This window comes from Neisseria macacae ATCC 33926 (assembly GCF_022749495.1).
GTDB classification, from domain to species: domain Bacteria; phylum Pseudomonadota; class Gammaproteobacteria; order Burkholderiales; family Neisseriaceae; genus Neisseria; species Neisseria macacae.
The window spans coordinates 1,608,536-1,628,136 of record NZ_CP094241.1 but is presented as its reverse complement, the minus strand read 5'-3'; the positions used below and the strand labels follow the sequence as shown (position 1 = coordinate 1,628,136).

Below are 19,601 nucleotides of genomic sequence, written 5' to 3'. Positions count from 1 at the left end.
ACCATATCTTGTGTTCTTATGATTTAATTCACACCATATATTGTATTTATGAGTAGCAAGTCATGGCAGCGTTGAAATTCACAATCGAGCAAATCGTATGGCAGGAAGTGCCGGGCGAAGTGTCGCTGGCGTTTCTGTTTTCCGGCTGCCCGCTGCGCTGTAAAGGCTGCCACAGTGCCGATGCGTGGAAAGAGGGTGTCGGCACGGAATTGACCGAGGATTATTTGAAAGGCCGTCTGAAACGCTATCGCGGGCTGATTAGCTGCGTGTTGTTTATGGGCGGGGAATGGCAGCCGGAAGCTTTGCAGAAAATGTTGGGTATCGTGACGCAGGCGGGTTTGAAAGCCTGTTTGTACACCGGTTTGGAGCGTGAGGAGCTGGAGGCGGTTTCAGACGGCATCCTGCCTTATCTGACGTATCTGAAAACCGGCCGCTGGCAGATGGAGCTGGGCGGCTTGGACAGCCCGACCACCAATCAGAAGTTTATCGATTTGCGCACGGGCGAGGTGTTGAACCGCCTGTTTATCAAAGACAAACCCGCGCCCAAAATCATCCCGATTACGACTCAGCCGCAGGCGGCCGCGTTTCAGACGGCCTGAGGCTTTTTATCCAACCCACACAGGAGGAATTAACATGATTCGGCTGCATCCCGAACAGTTAAACGGCAAACTGCAATTCATGCATGACTACATCAGCGCGCAAAACGCGGCGGATGGCTCGAAAATGGACGCCAATGCCAACGTTACCCAGAAAAACATTGCCACGATGGAAGCGGAAATCATGAAAGACTTTTTCGTGCAGATTAACCGCGCCCAAGTGTCGCGTAAAATCGCCGAAATTTTCGACCAATCCGTTGCCGACGAATACATCCGCCAGATTGAGGCGCACGAGATTTATGTGCATGACGAAACCAGCCTTAAGCCTTATTGTGTGTCGGTTACGCTGTATCCCTTCCTGCTCGACGGGTTAAGCAAACTCGGCGGCGAATCCAAGGCACCGCAGCATCTGGCTTCGTTTTGCGGCTCATTTATCAACCTTGTGTTTGCCATCAGCGCGCAGTTTGCCGGCGCGGTGGCAACGGTGGAATTTCTGACCTATTTCGACTATTTCGCCCGCAAAGACTATGGCGACGATTATTTGGAAACCCACGGCAAAGAAATCGCCAACCATATGCAGCAGGTGGTGTACAGCATCAACCAGCCCGCTGCCGCGCGCGGCTATCAGAGCGTATTTTGGAATATTTCCGTTTACGATCAATACTATTTCGACGCAATGTTCGGCGATTTCGTCTTCCCCGATTTCAGCAAACCGGTGTGGGCGAGCGTGGCGAAGCTGCAAAACTTCTTCCTCAAATGGTTCAATCAGGAACGCACCAAAGCCGTTTTGACTTTCCCCGTCGTGACCGCTGCGATGCTGACCGACGGCGGCAAATGCAAAGACACCGTGTTCGCCAACGAAATGGCAAAAGAGTTGGCGGAAGGCAATTCCTTCTTCGTTTATCTTTCCGACAATCCCGACTCGTTGGCTTCCTGCTGCCGCCTGCGCAACGCCATTGAAGACCGCACTTTCAGCTATACCCTCGGCGCGGGCGGCGTGGCGACCGGTTCCATCAACGTCATCACCATCAACATGAACCGGTTGGAGCAAGACGGGCGCGACCTTGCCGCCGAAGTCGCCAAAATCCACAAATACCAATACGCCTACCGCAAACTGATGGAAGAATACCAAGCCGCCGGAATGCTGCCCGTTTACGATGCAGGCTTCATCACGCTGGACAAACAGTTCCTCACCATCGGCATCAACGGCATGGCGGAAGCCGCCGAATCGCAAGGCATCAAAGTCGGCTACAACGACGACTACATCAATTTCGTCCAAGGTCGTCTGAAAACCATATTCGAAGCCAACCAAGCCGCCAGCAAGCACTACGGCGTGAAATTCAACACCGAGTTTGTTCCCGCCGAAAACCTCGGCGTGAAAAACGCAAAATGGGACAAAGCCGACGGCTACAAAGTCAGCCGCGAATGCTACAATTCCTATTTCTACGTTGTCGAAGACGAAGAAATCAACGCGCTCGACAAATTCCTGCTGCACGGTAAAGAACTGGTGGACTGGCTCGACGGCGGCTCCGCGCTGCACCTGAACCTCGACGAAGCCCTGCCCGAATCCGGCTACCGCTCGCTGCTGGACATCGCTGCGCAAACCGGCTGCAACTACTTCTGCGTGAACGTGCGCATCACCATCTGCAACGAATGCGGCCATATCGATAAACGTACCCTGCACGCCTGTTCCGCCTGCGGTTCGCACGACATCGACTACGGCACCCGCGTCATCGGCTATTTGAAGCGTGTATCCGCCTTCTCAAGCGGACGGCGCAAAGAACACGCGCTACGGCATTACCACCGCAAAGCGGCTTGATGGTATTGAATAGATAAAGGTCGTCTGAAAACTGGTTTTGGGTTTTCAGACGACCTTTTGGGTTTTGTCTAGGACTTTATAAAGGATGGACGAGTTTAAACTGCGGTATTTATAGTGGATTAAATTTAAATCAGGACAAGGCGACGAAGCCGCAGACAGTACAGATAGTACGGCAAGGCGAGGCAACGCCGTACTGGTTTAAAGTTAATCCACTATAGAAAGTTTAAACTCAATTAGCCTTTGAAGCTGAGGATAAGAAAAACGACCGATACGCTGTACCGGTCGTTTTTACGAATACCTGCTAAATTAGAACCAAGCTTTGATCAAAGCGGCAGTACCTGCGATACCGCCAATCAGACCGACTGCATTGGCTGCGGTACCCATTGCACCGTTGACTTGGTCACGTTTGTCTTGGCGTTTTTCACGTTCCAATGCCAACTCTTCTGAAACATTGGTACGTTGACGGCGGTGTTGTTCCAGCTCGGCACGGGAGAGTTGTGCAGATTCGCGGTTGCGGCCTGCTTTGATGGCTGCGGAATCGCTACCGATAGCCAAATCGCCTACGGAGCCTCCGGGCGCAGAGCAACCGGTGATAACGAAAGAAGTCAGGAGCAGGGCTGCGATTTTATTTTTCATGATGTTACCTGTTTGAAATATAAGTATTAGGAATCCAATAATCCGTAAGGACCGGTGATCAGTGAAGGATGTAGATGCGGTTATTGCGGTTTGCGCGGTTGATAGCGTCGGCTTCATCCATCATTTCTTGACGGCGCTCGCGGCGGCGCTCTGCACGCTCTGCACGTTCGTCAGCTTGAACGCGACGGGAGTCGGCACGCATGGTGGCTTCTTGTTCATAGGATGGTGAGTAGTGCATATGGCCGTAAGTACAGCCGGTAAGCGCACCAATCAGAGCAGTCAGTAAAATAGCTTGTTTTAACATAGGTAATAATCTCAGATGAAAAGAAGGGCTGGTAAAAAATTTTCTGTATATTATTTTAATCTTATGGAATTTACAAGTTAAAACTTCTGTCGTAATTCAAAAAAGTATGTTAACGAATGTTTTGGAATTTATTTCATATATGAAAGAAACAAATCAAATCGTTTTTTGCAATGAACTGTATGACAATATTGGGTTTTATAGAAGTTCCTCGATAAATTATTACTTGGAAAACTTATTTAAATCTTACGAAAAACGAATTTCAGAGATTAAATGAGAAATACTTAGGTTTGCTGCTGAAACAACGAAAAAGATGGCTGCTATTTTAGAATATTATGATAATAGAAATTTTCCTGCCGTTTTGTCAGCATGTCTTTAGAGTCATCAATCAAAATTTTGGGTTAAGTCAAACTAAGCAGGGAAATTCTGGTCTGAACGGTTGTTTTCTCTGAATTATGGGAAACATTCAATCTTATTTATATTAAGATTCGGTTTATTGTAAACAGGCGAATTGTGTCATGAGCGAACATTTGGAAGAGCAGGCTGCAGGCTTGGGTATTGATTTGGGTTTCCACGACATCGGTGGAATTTATCATGCGACCAAGCCCGAGGTTTTGGAAGGGATTATTAAGGCTTTGCAGCAGGACGGTTTTTCAGACGACCTTTATGCGGATACTTTGGTGGCGCATGAAAACGGTCGGGAATCTTTGCAACTGCCTGCTGAGTTTCATGACGCGGCTGAAATTTGCTTGGAAGACGAAGCGGGCGGACGGCAGGTTTTGCCGTTGAACCATGGCGAAGACGGCGTGCTTTGGGTTGCGCTGCCGGCTTTGGCTTGCGGCTATTACACTTTGTCTGAGGAAGTGGAAGGCAGCGTCCGCAAGGTGCGGCTGGTGGTTGCGCCGCAGTCGGTTTATCAGCCGAAAATGCTGGAACACGGTTTGCGCATGAACGGGCTGACAACGCATTTGTACAGCCTGCGTTCGCAACGGAACTGGGGCATCGGGGATTTTACCGATTTGCTGGATTTGATGGCGTTTGCGGCGGATAAGCAACTGGATTTCGTCGGCATCAATCCGCTGCACGCGCTTTTCAGCGCCAAGCCTGCTTTTGCCAGCCCGTACAGCCCGTCTTCGCGCGAATGGCTCAATCCGATTTATCTGGATGTGGAGAAGGTCGGCGCGCTCTCCTACAACGAAAAGCTGAAAAACTGGCTCAAGCAGCCGAATATCTGCCAGCGCATTGCGGCGTTGCGGATTACGGAAACCGTCGCTTATACGGCGGTTTGGGCGTTCAAGCGCGATGCTTTGCAGAGGGCGTTTGACGCGTTTGAAAACGACGGATGCGAAGCCGCCGAACAAGAGCGGGCGGCATTTGACGCTTTTGCCGAAGAACGCGGCGAGGCTTTGGAAGGCTTCGGTTTGTTTGAGGCGTTGGATCAGTATTACAACTGCTCCGGCGAAGTGGGTTGGCTGTCTTGGCCGTCGGAGTTTCATGATCCGCATGGCGAGGCAGTTCAAAGATTTGCACAGGGTCATCGGCACGAAATCCGTTTTTATATGTGGCTGCAATGGCTTTGCGCGGAGCAGTTGCGCGAAGTGAACGAGGCGGCTGAGGCGCGCGGCGTGAAGCTCGGAATTTACGGCGATTTGGCGGTCGGCGTGGCACGCGGCAGTGCGGATACTTGGCTCAACCGCGCCGATTATTGTATGGATATGGCGGTCGGCGCGCCGCCCGATCCGTTCAGCCCGACGGGGCAAAACTGGGATTTGCCGCCGCTCAATCCGATGATGTTGAAGCACACAGGTTATGAGAAGTTCGTCCGCCTTTTGCGTGAAAATATGCGGCTTTACGGTATCTTGCGCATTGATCATGTGATGGCTTTGTGCCGTCTGTGGTGGGTTGCGGGCAAGACGGCGGACTTTGGCGCGTATGTGCATTACGACGCGGATGTGATGTTTGCCATCCTGGCTTTGGAAAGCCGGCGGAACCAATGCGTGGTCATCGGCGAGGATTTGGGAACGGTACCCGACCAAGCGCGGTATTTGCTGAACCGCTATCAGGTGTTTTCTTATAAGGTCGTGTATTTCAGCAAAGGCTGGCACGGCTTTGAATGGCCCGAAGAATATCCCGAACAGGCGATTACGGTGGTCAGTACGCACGATGTCGCGCCCTTGGCAGGCTATTGGACGGGCAAGGATTTGGATTTGATGTTCCGCTTGGGTACGATTCCCGATGCGGAAACTTTTCAGACGACCTTGGAAGCGCGCGAACACGATAAGGCGGATTTGTTTGATAAGTTGAAACACGCCGGCTGCCTGCCTGCCGACGCCGAGATGTCGTCTGAAATTGACGAAACGCTGTTAACCGCCTTGCACCGGTATGCCGCCATGAGCCGCAGCAAACTGTATGCGGTGCAACTGGAAAACCTGCTGGGCATGAGCGACAACCTGAATGTGCCGGGCGTTTCCGAGGGTTATCCCAACTGGGCGCGCAAAATGCCTGTCGCGCTTGAAGATTTTCCCCACAACCGCCTGATAGGCGGCCAACTTGCCATGATTGGAGAGGTACGCATGAAGAAAAACAGCCGGATGAAGCCTTATCACGAGCTTGACCAAGTCGAACGCGACACGGTCGAAAGCCTGTTTCTTGCCACCCACAGCGATTTGTTCGCCTATTTGGGACGACACCGCCTTGCCGAAGGCGACGAGGTCGTGCGGACCCTGATTCCGAACGCTTGGGGCGTGGATATTGTCAACCGTGAAACCGGCGAGGTGATTACGTCGTCTGAAAAAGTCGATGAACGCGGATTCTTTGTTGCCGTGTTGCCCGAAGGTGCGCCCGATTATGCGTTGAACGTCCGTTATGCCGAAGATGCCGAGCCTGTGCGCGAAGAAGACCCTTACCGCTTCGGCTCCGCCCTGAAAGATATGGATTCTTGGTTGCTGGCGGAAGGCAAACACCTGCGCCCTTATGAAACTTTGGGCGCGCATTTTGCCGAAGTGGACGGCGTGAAAGGCGTCAGCTTTGCCGTATGGGCGCCGAACGCGCAGCGCGTGTCCGTCATCGGCGAATTCAACCACTGGGACGGCCGCCGCCACGTCATGCGTTTCCACCGCGACAACGGCATTTGGGACATCTTCATCCCCGCCGTCAAACTCAACGCCCTCTACAAATTTGAAATCCGCGATGCCAACGGCGATGTGCGGCAAAAAACCGACCCGTATGCCTTCGGCGCAGAGTTGCGTCCGAATACCGCGTCTGTCGTGCGCGGTTTGCCGGAAAAAGTCGAAACACCCGACTTCCGCGCCCGCGCCAATGCCATTGACGCGCCCATCAGTATTTATGAAGTGCATTTGGGTTCGTGGAAACGCAATCCCGAAAACAACTTCTGGCTGACTTACGAACAGCTCGCCAAAGAATTGGTCGCATACGTCAAAGACATGGGCTTCACCCATATCGAATTCCTGCCCGTTTCCGAATACCCGTTTGACGGCTCGTGGGGCTATCAGGCGACCGGATTGTATGCGCCGACCAGCCGTTTCGGTTCGCCCGACGAATTGCGCGCCCTGATTAAAGCCGCACACGATGCAGGCATCGGCGTCATCCTCGACTGGGTGGTCGGACACTTCCCGACCGACGACCACGGGCTTGCCAAGTTTGACGGCACCGCGCTGTACGAACACGCCGACCCGCGCGAAGGCTACCACCAAGACTGGAACACCCTGATTTACAACTTCGGCAGGAACGAAGTCAAAAACTTCCTGCAAGGTAATGCCCTGTATTGGATAGAGCGTTTCGGTTTCGACGGTATCCGTGTGGACGCCGTCGCCTCCATGATTTACCGCAACTACTCGCGCAAAGACGGCGAATGGATACCCAACCAATACGGCGGCCATGAAAACCTCGAGGCCATCGCCTTCCTGCGCGATACCAACACCATGCTGAAAGAGGTCGTCCCCTCCGCCACCGAAATCGCCGAAGAATCCACCTCGTTCGCCAACGTAACCCGCCAAGAAGGCTTGAACTTCAGCTACAAATGGAACATGGGCTGGATGAACGACACCTTGCGCTACATGATGGAAGACCCCATCAACCGCAAATACCACCACAACAAAATGACCTTCGGCATGATGTACCAATACAGCGAAAACTTCGTCCTGCCGCTCTCGCACGACGAAGTCGTACACGGCAAACGCTCGCTGCTCGGACGGATGCCCGGCGACTGCTGGCAGCAATTCGCCAACCTGCGCGCCTACTACGGCTTCATGTACGGCTTCCCCGGCAAAAAACTCCTGTTTATGGGTAACGAGTTCGCGCAAGGCAGAGAGTGGAATTACAACGAAGGACTGGATTGGTTCCTGCTCGACCAAGAAGGCGGCTGGCACAAAGGCGTACAAAACTTCGTGCGCGATTTGAACCGCGTCTATAAAGACACCGCGCCGCTTTACCAGCTCGACCAATGGCCGGAAGGCTTCGAATGGCTGGTCGCCGACGACGGCAACAATTCCGTCTTCGTCTTCGAACGCCGCGACCGCGAAGGCAACCGCGTCATCGTCATCAGCAACTTCACGCCCGTCGTCCACGACAGCTACCGCTTCGGCGTGAACGAAGCCGGCGAATACCGCGAAATCCTCAATTCAGACGACCCCGGCTACAACGGCAGCGGCGTATCCGCCGGACAAATCCTGCAAACCGAAGAAATCTGGTCGCACGGCAGACCCAACTCGCTCGCCGTCAAAGTACCGCCGCTGGCAACGGTTTACCTCTACAAAGCCGCCGAACCCAGGGCAACGGAAGTAGCCGATCAGGAAGAAGGCGAAGCGTAAGCTTGAACTGAACTTGTTTTTTTGAACACAGAAAGACAGGTTCAAACCAACCGCTTTGCCTGTTTCAGACGACCTTTTGAGATGAAGGGGTCGTCTGAAATTTTTCGGGGGAAACGAATAAGGTTTCGTCCTGATATTTTCATTTATGTTTGTTCGCCCGTTTTTATTCGGGCAAGAATGGCGGCAAACCGTCAGGCTTGCAGTTCAACGATGCAGGGTTTTAAGGGTATTGGTTTATGTTAGTGCCTCCTTCAAATCGCCTGAAACCGTTTTTTCAGACGACCCATATCCTCGTAAAACAAATTTAACTATCGGATTTTAATGATAATTGGAAGATGGCTTGCATTGAAGGCGGGGGCGGTTTGTTATATAGTGAAATAAAAAACAGACCGGATGACGGAATCGAGGCGTTTTGCGTGCTTGATAAAATAACGGTTGGTTGGCATTTGTATCGGCTTGGCTTGGGATGAGGCGTTGGTTTGCGACGGCAGCGTCCACAGGCGGTCTGATATTTCAGAAGATTTTTGTTTCATTTGAGTCTTGGATATTTGTCCTATGACAACAATACAGGCAGATGAGGTGAAGATAATGAACGGTGTAACCAGTGCGCAATTTATTTCCGCAGGCATTCATTTTTATCCCAGATGCGGCTACAAGCGGCTGTCCGAGCAGGCGATCGCGGAGCATTTGAATTCGAATTTGGAAACGTTCAACAGGATGTTTGCCGATAAAGACGAATTTGTGAAGGCGATGTTGATTGAGTACAGCAATCGGGCTTTGGGGCGGGTGTCGTTCGATTTTGCCCAAAATATCGAAGATACGGAGCGGCTGTATCAGATTGTCTGGCGGCTGGCGGTGACGATACGCGAGCATTTGGCGTGGATACACAGGATGCTGCTGGATAGCGAAGAAGGCGTGGATTTGATTACCAAGGCTTTGAAAAAGCAGCATAAGATGCTTGCCTGCGGGATGATTCAGCATATTAAGGCGTGCAACGGCAGGGAGGATGTGCCGGAACTGGCTCTGTTTAATCAGTTTGAGTTTCTCAACGGCGCGGTCATCTCGCCGATGATTATGAACACGCGCTACCGTATGTTGGGGATACTGACCGATGAGATGAACGGGCGGCATGAGGATTTGCTGACCGATTCGTCCATCCACCAAAGGATAGATTGGGCGTTTGCCGCGCTGTTTCCGCATTACCGCTCTAAGGCGCGTCCGTTTTGACGATTAAGGTGTAACGCAACATGAAAAAAGCTGTTATTGCTTCTCTTGCCGTCGCGCTGGCTGCGGGCGGTGTGTGGTATGTCCTTCAAAACCAAAAAGAAACCCTGCCGACATGGATCGCGCAATCCAACGGGCGGCTGGAACTGAACCGCATCGATGTCTCCAGCCTGTATCCGGGGCGGGTGAAGGCGGTATTGGTGGAAGAGGGCGCGGACGTGAAAGAGGGCGATATTCTGGCGGAACTGTCGTCTGAAACCAGCAACAGCCGTTTGGAAGAAGCGCGGGCGGCGGAATTGCGGCAAGAAGAGGCGGTCGGGCGCGCCAAAGCCGCCGAAGCGCAGATGAAACAGACGGTTGCGCGCGCGCAGGCAAATGTGGACGCGAATAGGCAGCAGCTGCGCGTGGCGAAAATGGAGCTGGACAATGCGCGCAAATTGCTTGCCGACCAGCTGGTGTCGCAATCGGAAGTCACCAAACGTCAGGCGGATTATGAGCGCGCTGTCGCGGCGGTCAAAGCAGCCGAAGCGGCGCGGGACGAAGCGCAGGCGACGGTAGCGCAAAGTGCCGCCGCACAAGCAGAAGCACGCGCCGGTGTCGAACAGGCGAGGGCGGCAGTCAAATCGGCCACATCCGCCAACGATGATATGAATATCCGCGCGCCGATAGCCGGCAGGGTGGAATACACCATTGCGGAAGCGGGCAACGTGGTCGCGGCGGGTTCGAAAGTGGTCAGCCTGCTTGATCCTGCCGATGTTTCGATGAATATTTTCCTGCCGACCGACAGCATAAGTCGTCTGAAAGTCAATGATGATGCGCGTATCCGTTTGGACGGCATTGACGCGGTGTTCCCCGCCAAAATCAAATTTATCGCGACGGACGCGCAGTTTACGCCCAAGTCGGTGGAAACGGTCGATGAACGCGCGAAGCTGATGTTTAAAGTGAAATTGCAAGTGCCGCGCGAAACGGCGGTGAAATACAACCGCCTGCTGAAAGGCGGGCTGACGGGCAATGGTTTCGTAAAAACCGACGCTAAGGCGGCTTGGCCTGCCGAGTTGGCGGTGAGGTTGCCGAATTAATAGCGCTCAAATTCGGACGGCCTCAAGTTAAAACAAAGGTTTATGGCTAAAAGAGGTCGTCTGAAAACGGGATTTTGCTTTTCAGACGACCTCTTTCCCTTCAAGCATCACCACTATATAGTGGATTAAATTTAAATCAGGACAAGGCGACGAAGCCGCAGACAGTACAGATAGTACGGAACCGATTCACTTGGTGCTTCAGCACCTTAGAGAATCGTTCTCTTTGAGCTAAGGCGAGGCAACGCCGTACTGGTTTAAAGTTAATCCACTATAAAAAGAACATCTATCCGGAAGCGCAGCCCGAAGCGTCTCCATCAAATCAGGACAAACAAAATGAAAACCAAAACATGGCGCATTGAAGAAGGTGCGCCTTATCCGATGGGCGTGTCGCTGACTGAGGAAGGGGCGAATTTTGCGCTGTTTTCCATTCATGCCGAAAAAGTCGAGCTGTGCCTCTTTGACAAGGGAGGGGAAACCCGTTTGGAAATGCCTTCGCGGCGTGGGTCAGTATTTTACGGCTTTGTGCCGGAGGTTAGGGCAGGGCAGCGGTATGGTTTTCGTGTTTACGGACGCGCTGATGCGCCGGGCGGCTCGTGTTTCAATCCGAACAAATTGTTGATTGACCCGTATTCCAAAAAAATCGACGGCAAACCAAGTTACAAGGACGATGAGGAAATGGCGTGGTTCCGTCCGGAAGACGGGCGGGACAATGCGGCGGTAGCGCCGAAAAGCGTGGTGGTGAGCGACGATGATTTTGATTGGGGCGGCGACTGCAGTCCGAACCATCCGTGGGGCAGGACGGTAGTGTATGAAGCCCATGTGAAAGGGTTTACCAAGCAGTTCCCCGATTTGGAACACGCGGGAACGTATCAAGCGTTGACCGATCCGCGCGTGATTGATTATTTGAAAACTTTGGGTGTTACCGCCGTCGAGCTGCTGCCGGTACACCAGCATTTGGACGAATACCACCTGCAAAAAATGGGCTTGAGCAATTATTGGGGCTACAACACCTATTCCCATTTTGCCGTCGAGCCGTCTTATGCCGCCGATGCCGAACGTGCGGCGGAAGAGTTGAAGCAGGCGGTCAAAGCCTTGCACCAGGCGGGCTTGGAAGTGATATTGGATGTCGTGTACAACCATACCGCTGAGCAGGATGAAAAAGGCCCGATGCTTTGCCAGCGCGGCATAGACAATGCTTTGTGGTATTGGCTGAAGCCCGACGGCAGCTATGAAAACTGGTCGGGCTGCGGCAATACGTTGAACATCGTCCGCCGCGACGTAACCCGTTGGGCGGCGGACAGCCTACGCTATTGGGCGGAAGCGTTTCATGTAGACGGTTTCCGCTTCGACTTGGGAACGGTATTGGGGCGCGAACCGGATTTTCAGGCTTACGGACGCTTTTTTCAGGTGGTTTACCAAGACCCAGTGTTGGCATGCTGCAAACTGATTGTCGAGGCGTGGGACATCGGCGAAGGCGGCTATCACTTGGGCAATTTCCCGCAGCCTTTTGCCGAGTGGAACGGACGTTTCCGCGACGATATGCGCGCGTTTTGGGTGTGGGAAAGCGGCAATTTGGGTGCGTTTGCCGAACGTCTGGCGGGGTCGTCTGATATTTTCAACCACAGCGGGCGCCATCCTTCCGCCAGCATCAATTTTATTACCGCACACGACGGTTTTACGCTGCGCGATTTGGTCAGCTACAACGAAAAACACAACCACGCCAACGGCGAAGACAACCGTGACGGGCATAACGAAAACATCAGCTACAACCACGGCATCGAGGGCGAAACCGAAGATGCGGCGATTTTGGAAGACCGCTCCTACACCGTCAAAGCCTTGCTTGCCTCGCTGTTCCTTGCCAACGGCACGCCCATGCTGCTGGCGGGCGACGAGTTCGGCAACAGCCAACAGGGGAACAACAACAGCTATTGTCAGGACAACCCGATTACTTGGCTGGATTGGCAGCAGGCGGACGAAGCGTTGCAGGGCTATACGCGCGATTTAATCCGCCTGCGCCAAGAAATCAAATTATTGGGCGATGATGTCTGGTGGAAACAAGAGCGCGTCCGCTGGCTCAATATCCAAGGCGAACCGATGAGCGAGCTTTGTTGGCACAACCGCGGCGCAAAAGCCATGCAGATCGTTTTGGACGATGAATGGCTGCTGTTGATCAATGCCAAGCGTAGTCAACAAATATTTAACCTGCCTCAAGGAAGTTGGCAGATTTCTTGCGTACCATCCGAGAAGTTTAATTACAATGCAGACGGCAAGCTGACAGTCGAACATATGGGTATTTGGATTTTGCAACGTAAAAATACATCGCCGAATATATGACATATGTCATTAATAAGATGTTTTTAAAAGAAACCCTATTATTTAAACTGCCTCAGTTATAATGTCGAAGATGAGTAATAAATTTACCTGCTTGACTTGCTTAACGGAACATAAAGGCATACGGCTTTTCAGACGACCTCAGACCGCCAAAAGATACAAATTCCCCGCTTCATCATCCCATCCCCAACAGAGAAAGGCTATCATGGCTAAGAAAAAACAACCCATTTCAGGTTTTGATTATGTCATGCCGAAACCGGATGCCGAAACCATCCGCAAGTCCATCGTCTATAAATTGATTTTTATTTTGGGCGTCGATCCGAAAGAGGCGACCGAACACCAATGGCTCAACGCCGCCATGCTCGCCGCGCGCGACCTGATTGCCGAAGACTTCCTGCAAACACGCCGCGCCCACATCGACAACGGCAAACGCATGGTTTACTACCTTTCCATGGAATTCCTGTTGGGACGCGCCTTCGTCAACGCTTTGATTAACGAAGGCGTGTATGCCGAATTTGAAGAGGCGTTCAAACAACTGGGTAAAGAGTTCGCCGACATCTGCGAACAAGAACAAGACCCCGGTTTGGGCAACGGCGGTTTGGGTCGTCTTGCCGCCTGTTTCCTCGACTCGCTCGCTACCTTGCGCATTCCCGCCATGGGCTACGGCATCCGCTATCAATACGGTATGTTCAAACAAGAAATCGTGGACGGTCAGCAAGTGGAAAAACCCGATTTGTGGCTCGACCAAGATTTGGCATGGCAAATCGGCCGTCCGAACAAACAATATGCCGTCAGCTTCGGCGGACAGGTCATCAATATGGGTGACAAAAAAGAATGGCATCCGAGCGAAGAAATTTCCGCGATGGCATACGATGAAATCATCCCGGGCTACGGCGGCGACGTCGCCAATCCGTTGCGCCTTTGGACGGCACACGCCGGCAACCGCTTCGATTTGGCAGACTTCAACCGCGGCGATTACGCTTCCGCAGTCCGCGCGCAAAACAGCGATGAAAACATCTCGCGCGTTCTCTACCCGAACGACTCCACCGACAGCGGTCGCGAACTGCGCCTGAAACAAGAATATTTCTTAATTTCTGCATCCGTACAAGACATCGTAGCGCGCCACAAATGCCGTTTCCCCAGCATCAAAAACCTTGCCGACAAAGTCGCCATCCACCTGAACGACACCCACCCCGTGCTGGCGATTCCCGAGCTGATGCGCATCCTGATTGACGAAGAAGGCATCGCATGGACCGAAGCATGGAATATGTGCTGCAAGATTTTCTCTTACACCAACCACACCCTGATGAGCGAAGCCTTGGAAACTTGGCCGGTCGATTTGATGGGCCGCCTGCTGCCGCGCCATTTGGACATCATCTTTGAAATCAACGCCTACTTCCTGAACGCCCTGCGCGCCATCGGCAACTTCGACGACGACTTCGTCCGCCGCGTGTCCATCATCGATGAGAACAACGGCCGCCGTGTCCGCATGGCATGGCTGGCAGTCATCGGTTCGCACAAAGTCAACGGCGTGGCGAAAATCCACTCCGACCTGATGACCACTTCCATCTTCTCCGACTTTGCCAAAGTGTTCCCCGAACGCTTCACCAACGTAACCAACGGCGTAACCCCGCGCCGCTGGATCAACATCGCCAACCCCGAGCTGACCCGTTTCCTCGACAAACACTTGGGCGAACAAGACTGGCGCCTGCATTTGGACAATCTGACCAAGCTCAACGAAAAAGTTGACGATGCAAGCGTGCAGGCAGAATTCGGCGCAGTGAAAAAAGCCGCCAAAGAACGCCTCGCCAAATACATCGAAACCGAATTGGGCATCAAGGTCAACACAGACGCGCTGTTTGACATTCAAATCAAACGCATCCACGAATACAAACGCCAGGCGTTGAATGTGATGCACATCGTCGACCGCTACAACAAAATCTTGGAAAACCCGGATTTCGACTGGCAGCCACGCGTTTTCATCTTTGCCGGTAAAGCTGCATCCGCCTACTACATGGCGAAAAAAATCATCCGCCTGATTAATGATGTAGCGAAAACCATCAACAACGACGAACGCATCCGCGACCTAATTAAAGTTGTCTATATCCCGAATTACAGCGTCAGCCTCGCCCAAATCATCATCCCCGCCGCCGATTTGCACGAACAAATCTCATTGGCAGGCACGGAGGCATCCGGTACCAGCAACATGAAATTCGCCCTCAACGGCGCGCTCTGTATGGGTACGCTGGACGGCGCGAACGTCGAAATTCTGGAAAAAGTCGGCGCGGACAACTGCTTTATCTTCGGCAACACAGTTGAACAAGTGGAAGAACTCCGCCGCAACGGCTACGACCCACTGGGCTACATCGAACGCGATCACGACCTGCGCCGCGTCGTCAACCAAATCAGCAGCGGCACGTTCTCCCCCGAAGAGCCGAACCGCTACAACGACGTCCTGCAACCTTACGGCGATTTCTATCAACTGATGGCGGATTTCCGCAGCTACATCGACACGCAATACAAAGCGGACGAACACTACCGCAATGTTGCCGCATGGCGAAAATCCGCATTGATCAACATCGCCAATATGGGCTTCTTCTCGTCCGACCGATCCATCGCCGACTACTGCCGCGATATCTGGTACATCGAGCCGCTGACTTTGAAAGAGCTGCCTAAACACCAATTAGTTTGATATGAATGAAGCAGTAAACGAAACAGCCGATACGGGAAAGTATCGGCTGTTTTTGCTTGTACGGCTTAGTTCAAGGAGAATACTGTAAGAAGGGTCGTCTGAAAACCATTTTCCTTGGTTTTCAGACGACCTCTGTTCTCTTTATATCAAGGCTATTCGGTGCAATCAGATATATTGAACCGAAATAATGTCGTATTCGCGAACGCCGCCGGGGGCTTGCACTTCGGCGACATCGCCTTCCTCTTTGCCGATTAGGGCGCGGGCAATGGGGGAGCCGACGTAGATTTTGCCTTCTTTGATGTCCGCTTCGTCTTCGCCGACGATTTGATAGGTAACGTGTTCTTCGGTTTCCAAATCTTCCAGTGTTACGGTCGTACCGAAGACGATTTTGCCTTCTGCGTGGATCTCAGCGGGATTGATGATGTGCGCCATGGACAATTTGTGTTCCAACTCGGAAATTCGTCCTTCGATAAAGCCTTGTTTTTCTTTGGCGGCTTCGTATTCTGCGTTTTCGGACAAGTCGCCGTGCGAACGGGCTTCGGCGATGGCTTCGATGATTTCGGGACGGGCAATGCTTTTGAGGCGTTGCAATTCTTGTTTGAGCAATTCTGCGCCGCGTACGGTCAATGGAATTTTTTGCATGGTTTGTCATCTCCGCAAAAGCGTTTGGACTGCTTTTGCCTGGTAAAAACACGGTAAATATAGTGGATTAAGTTTAAATCAGGACAAGGCGACGAAGCCCGAAGACAGTACAGCACAGTACTGGTTTAAACTTAATCCACTATAAAATCCGCAAAATGAAAATAAAAATACAAGCCGCCTAAATCTCGGCGGCTTGTCTGTGTAAGAATGAATGGCGGTATTGTACCAAAATCGGGGGAAACTGCAACGGCAATCGGCTTTTTCCCTGCTCTGGTGTGGCTTTAGTCCAAATGTTCGCTGCTTTGCGCCAAAACGGTACGGTTGCCGTTGGTTTCGGCAGGCGAAACGATGCCGTCTGCTTCCATTTGGTCAATCAGGCGGGCGGCGCGGTTGTAGCCGATGCGTAATTGGCGTTGGATACCGGAAATGCTGGCTTTGCGTGTTTTCAGAACGACGGAGACGGCTTCGTCATACATCGGATCAACTTCGCTGTCGCTGCTGCGGCTGATGCCCGGCAGATCGTCGGTTGTGCCGCTCATCAGAATATCGTCGATGTAATCGGGTTCGCCGAATTGTTTCAAATATTCGACTACGCGGTGTACTTCGTCGTCTGAAGCGAATGCGCCGTGGACACGTTGCGGATAACCTGTACCGGGCGGCAGGAACAGCATATCGCCTTGTCCGAGCAGGTTTTCCGCGCCCATTTGATCGAGAATCGTGCGGCTGTCGATTTTGCTGGACACTTGGAAAGCGATGCGTGTCGGGATGTTGGCTTTAATCAGACCTGTGATGACATCGACGCTGGGGCGTTGCGTGGCAAGGATCAAATGGATGCCTGCCGCGCGGGCTTTTTGGGCAAGGCGGGCAATCAGTTCTTCGATTTTCTTGCCTGCGGTCATCATCAAATCGGCGAACTCGTCAACCACGACTACGATAAACGGCAGTTTTTCCAAAGGTTCGGGATCGTCGGGCGTCAGGCTGAACGGGTTGGCAATTTTCATGCCTTGTGCGGCAGCTTCCATGATTTTTTGATTGAAGCCAGCAAGGTTGCGCACGCCTACATGACTCATCAAACGATAGCGTTTTTCCATTTCGTTGACGCACCAGTTGAGCGCGTTGGCCGCCAGCTTCATATCGGTAACGACAGGCGCGAGCAGGTGCGGAATGCCTTCGTAAATGCTCAATTCCAGCATTTTCGGGTCAATCATAATCATGCGCACGTCTTCAGGCGTCGCCTTGAAAAGCATGGACAGGATCATGGCGTTAACGCCGACCGATTTGCCCGAACCGGTCGTACCGGCAACCAGCAAATGCGGTGCTTTGCCCAAGTCGGTAACGACGGGCTGACCGGTAATGTCCTGACCGAGCGCGAGCGTCAGCTTGGATTTGGATTCGGCAAACGCGGGCGAATTGAAGATTTCGCTCAGGCGTATCATTTGGCGTTTCGGGTTCGGCAGCTCCAAGCCCATGCAGGTTTTGCCGGGTATGGTTTCGACGACGCGGATAGAGGCAACACCGAGCGAACGGGCAAGGTCTTTTTCGAGGTTTATGACCGAATTGCCGCGCACGCCGACATCAGGTTCGATTTCGTAACGCGTAATCACCGGACCGGAATAGGAATCCACGACTTTGACTTTGACCTTAAATTCTGCCAGCTTTTCCTCGATGGTGATGCTGTTGTTCAGCAATTCTTCTTCAGTCTGCGTAGCGGCAGGGTCGAATTGGGGCGGAAGGAGCAAGTCTGTGGTTGGTAATGGGTACTTCAGGTCGTCTGAAAACTTGTAAAACGCCCCGGTCTCTTCTTCTGAATCTGCATCAACATCATCGGCGGCATAACCCGTCGCAAGATCGGCATGATGTATCGGCTGATGATGTTCAAAGGCAGAAATTTCCGTATCTTCCGTATGGGCGGATTCAGTTTCAGCATTTCTCTGTACATTTCCGCCTGCGACTTCATCCTCCGTTTCGGATTCACTGATTAAGTAATCATGAATCGAGCGGACAGGATTATCGCTGACATGCGCATTGACTTCAGAATGGAAAGCAGGGATTTCCCAAACGGGGCGCGCTACCGGAGGATCGACGATTTCCGGAGCAACAGGTGGCGGCGTAAAGCTTGGCGGCGTCGGGATATCGATTGGCGTCGGAGTAACGGTCGGTACTTCGGGCGGCTCGACTACGGTTGCGGTAGGGGCGGGCTGTCTTGAAATATAGACTGCTTTTTCTTTTGGCGGAGCGACAGGTTCGGTGCGAAGCGTTTTAGGCGGGAATAGAGGTTTGCGTGTGACGGAACGCTCAACCGTTTGCTCAGGTCGCAGATCGGCTTCTTCCGACAATTTCACCTGCGCGGCAGCAGATTGCTGCTTGCGCGCCAGTTTTTCCGCCGCCGCTTCAGCATGGCGAACCGTCCGTCGGCGGCTTGCAGGAATCAGGTTTGCCAAAATTTCATCGTTTTGAATGATTTGCGGCTGGAAATCGCGCACAGGCGCAACAGCGGCGGCAAGGCGCTGGCGTGCTGCCGTACTTCGAGCCAATGTGTTCCGAATGTCCGTCACATCAATCTCTGCACGGCTATCCAGGTTGTCAACGACAGGCAAAATGGCTTCGCGCTCGGCCGTGCGCAATGCGGTTTGCACGGTTTCGATATGTGGCGCACTGGCTTTGGGGATTTGGATGCCATTGACGCCCGCCATGACGCGCTCGCGGGTCCGGCGCAGTACGGGATCGTTGAAATCGATAATCTGCAAACCTTTCATCGGTGTTACCGATGCGCGGATGGGTTGGATTTCCCCGTCATCGTTATTCCGGTCGCCTGCAGGATGGCTGACGGTCTGCTGCTCTTCCCATTCCTGTAACGCCGCTTCATTGAGCGAACGGGTTGCCTCTTCCAAAGTGATTTCTTCAAAGCCTTCGTCTTTAACGATACGGGGAATATATTCAGGCTCTTCGGTTTCGACAAAAGGAACGATATACGGCGTATCTTTCCTTTCGGCAGCGTGTTGTTGAGGCGGCTCGGCTTGGGGGACTTGTTCTGCTGACGGATTTTCAGACGACCTTTCAATATCGGCATCTTGATGATATTCGTGTTTTACTTCTTGGCTTTCGAAGAAACCCTCTATGTCTTCCATACCGGTCTCAGATTCTTCGTGTTCAGTGTTTGCCGGTTGCTCGGATAATTGCTCCTGCTGCGGAGTGTAACGCGCCGCCATCAGGCGCAGGCGTGCGATGGTTTTTCCGTATGCCGCTTTGGCATCTTCTGAAAATTGATGTGGAGAATCAGCATCCTGACCGTTAGGAATATATTTGCCCTCTTGCATGCCGCGCTCTAAGCGCGCCAATTCGTGCTGCCACTCACGTTCTTGTTTTCTGTGCAGCCAAAATACGCCGCAAATGGCACACAATAAAATGATAATCAGCACTGTCCAAAACATTCGCTGTTTCCCTTGAAATAA

The 19,601-nt window shown here is 52.5% G+C and carries 11 protein-coding genes; 7 read left to right on the top strand and 4 right to left on the bottom strand.

Annotation, left to right across the window (positions count from 1 at the left end):
* The first annotated feature begins 62 nt into the window (after positions 1–62).
* Both nrdG and nrdD read left to right on the top strand, forming a co-directional pair.
* Positions 63–599 carry an anaerobic ribonucleoside-triphosphate reductase activating protein gene (gene nrdG / locus MON40_RS07875; RefSeq protein ID WP_003765419.1) on the top strand — a complete coding sequence of 179 codons (537 nt, stop codon included), beginning with the start codon at positions 63–65 and terminating at the stop codon, positions 597–599.
* A 34-nt stretch (positions 600–633) separates the two neighbouring features.
* Entirely contained in the window at positions 634–2,415 is a 1,782-nt protein-coding gene (gene nrdD, locus MON40_RS07870; protein ID WP_003779024.1) for an anaerobic ribonucleoside-triphosphate reductase, read from the top strand.
* Positions 2,416–2,721: 306 nt separating this feature from the next.
* On the opposite strand, the gene MON40_RS07865 is transcribed toward nrdD, so the two are convergent.
* Both MON40_RS07865 and MON40_RS07860 read right to left on the bottom strand, forming a co-directional pair.
* Positions 2,722–3,051: an NGK_0946 family protein gene (locus MON40_RS07865; RefSeq protein ID WP_003761187.1), complete on the bottom strand. Its 330-nt coding sequence runs from the start codon at positions 3,049–3,051 to the stop codon at positions 2,722–2,724.
* Positions 3,052–3,109: 58 nt separating this feature from the next.
* Entirely contained in the window at positions 3,110–3,355 is a 246-nt protein-coding gene (locus MON40_RS07860) for a hypothetical protein (RefSeq protein ID WP_003761186.1), read from the bottom strand.
* 515 nt (positions 3,356–3,870) lie between these two features.
* On the opposite strand from MON40_RS07860, the gene glgB reads away from it, so the two are divergent.
* From glgB to MON40_RS07835, 5 genes are all read left to right on the top strand, one after another.
* Positions 3,871–8,181 carry a 1,4-alpha-glucan branching protein GlgB gene (gene glgB, locus MON40_RS07855; RefSeq protein ID WP_003779021.1) on the top strand — a complete coding sequence of 1,437 codons (4,311 nt, stop codon included), beginning with the start codon at positions 3,871–3,873 and terminating at the stop codon, positions 8,179–8,181.
* 555 nt (positions 8,182–8,736) lie between these two features.
* Positions 8,737–9,408 carry a TetR/AcrR family transcriptional regulator gene (locus MON40_RS07850; protein ID WP_003779018.1) on the top strand — a complete coding sequence of 224 codons (672 nt, stop codon included), beginning with the start codon at positions 8,737–8,739 and terminating at the stop codon, positions 9,406–9,408.
* Positions 9,409–9,428: 20 nt separating this feature from the next.
* Positions 9,429–10,484, top strand: coding sequence for an HlyD family secretion protein (locus MON40_RS07845; protein ID WP_003779017.1), 1,056 nt, complete (start codon positions 9,429–9,431; stop codon positions 10,482–10,484).
* Positions 10,485–10,817: 333 nt separating this feature from the next.
* The gene (gene glgX, locus MON40_RS07840; RefSeq protein WP_003779015.1) at positions 10,818–12,818 is read left to right on the top strand and encodes a glycogen debranching protein GlgX; all 2,001 of its coding nucleotides are present in this window, start codon (positions 10,818–10,820) and stop codon (positions 12,816–12,818) included.
* 202 nt (positions 12,819–13,020) lie between these two features.
* The gene (locus MON40_RS07835; RefSeq protein WP_003779013.1) at positions 13,021–15,507 is read left to right on the top strand and encodes a glycogen/starch/alpha-glucan phosphorylase; all 2,487 of its coding nucleotides are present in this window, start codon (positions 13,021–13,023) and stop codon (positions 15,505–15,507) included.
* A 165-nt stretch (positions 15,508–15,672) separates the two neighbouring features.
* On the opposite strand, the gene greA is transcribed toward MON40_RS07835, so the two are convergent.
* On the bottom strand, positions 15,673–16,149 hold the full coding sequence (gene greA / locus MON40_RS07830; protein ID WP_003779010.1) for a transcription elongation factor GreA: 477 nt from the start codon (positions 16,147–16,149) through the stop codon (positions 15,673–15,675).
* A gap of 281 nt (positions 16,150–16,430) precedes the next feature.
* Positions 16,431–19,580: a DNA translocase FtsK gene (locus tag MON40_RS07825; RefSeq protein ID WP_003779008.1), complete on the bottom strand. Its 3,150-nt coding sequence runs from the start codon at positions 19,578–19,580 to the stop codon at positions 16,431–16,433.
* Positions 19,581–19,601 lie beyond the last annotated feature (21 nt).

Bases quoted from the DNA above. Each gene is read 5' to 3' on its own strand.
- MON40_RS07845 (WP_003779017.1), top strand. From the start codon at position 9,429: ATGAAAAAAGCTGTTATTGCTTCTCTTGCCGTCGCGCTGGCTGCGGGC.
- MON40_RS07860 (WP_003761186.1), bottom strand. From the start codon at position 3,355: ATGTTAAAACAAGCTATTTTACTGACTGCTCTGATTGGTGCGCTTACC.
- nrdD (WP_003779024.1), top strand. From the start codon at position 634: ATGATTCGGCTGCATCCCGAACAGTTAAACGGCAAACTGCAATTCATG.
- glgB (WP_003779021.1), top strand. From the start codon at position 3,871: ATGAGCGAACATTTGGAAGAGCAGGCTGCAGGCTTGGGTATTGATTTG.
- MON40_RS07850 (WP_003779018.1), top strand. From the start codon at position 8,737: ATGACAACAATACAGGCAGATGAGGTGAAGATAATGAACGGTGTAACC.
- MON40_RS07825 (WP_003779008.1), bottom strand. From the start codon at position 19,580: ATGTTTTGGACAGTGCTGATTATCATTTTATTGTGTGCCATTTGCGGC.
- glgX (WP_003779015.1), top strand. From the start codon at position 10,818: ATGAAAACCAAAACATGGCGCATTGAAGAAGGTGCGCCTTATCCGATG.
- nrdG (WP_003765419.1), top strand. From the start codon at position 63: ATGGCAGCGTTGAAATTCACAATCGAGCAAATCGTATGGCAGGAAGTG.
- MON40_RS07865 (WP_003761187.1), bottom strand. From the start codon at position 3,051: ATGAAAAATAAAATCGCAGCCCTGCTCCTGACTTCTTTCGTTATCACC.
- MON40_RS07835 (WP_003779013.1), top strand. From the start codon at position 13,021: ATGGCTAAGAAAAAACAACCCATTTCAGGTTTTGATTATGTCATGCCG.
- greA (WP_003779010.1), bottom strand. From the start codon at position 16,149: ATGCAAAAAATTCCATTGACCGTACGCGGCGCAGAATTGCTCAAACAA.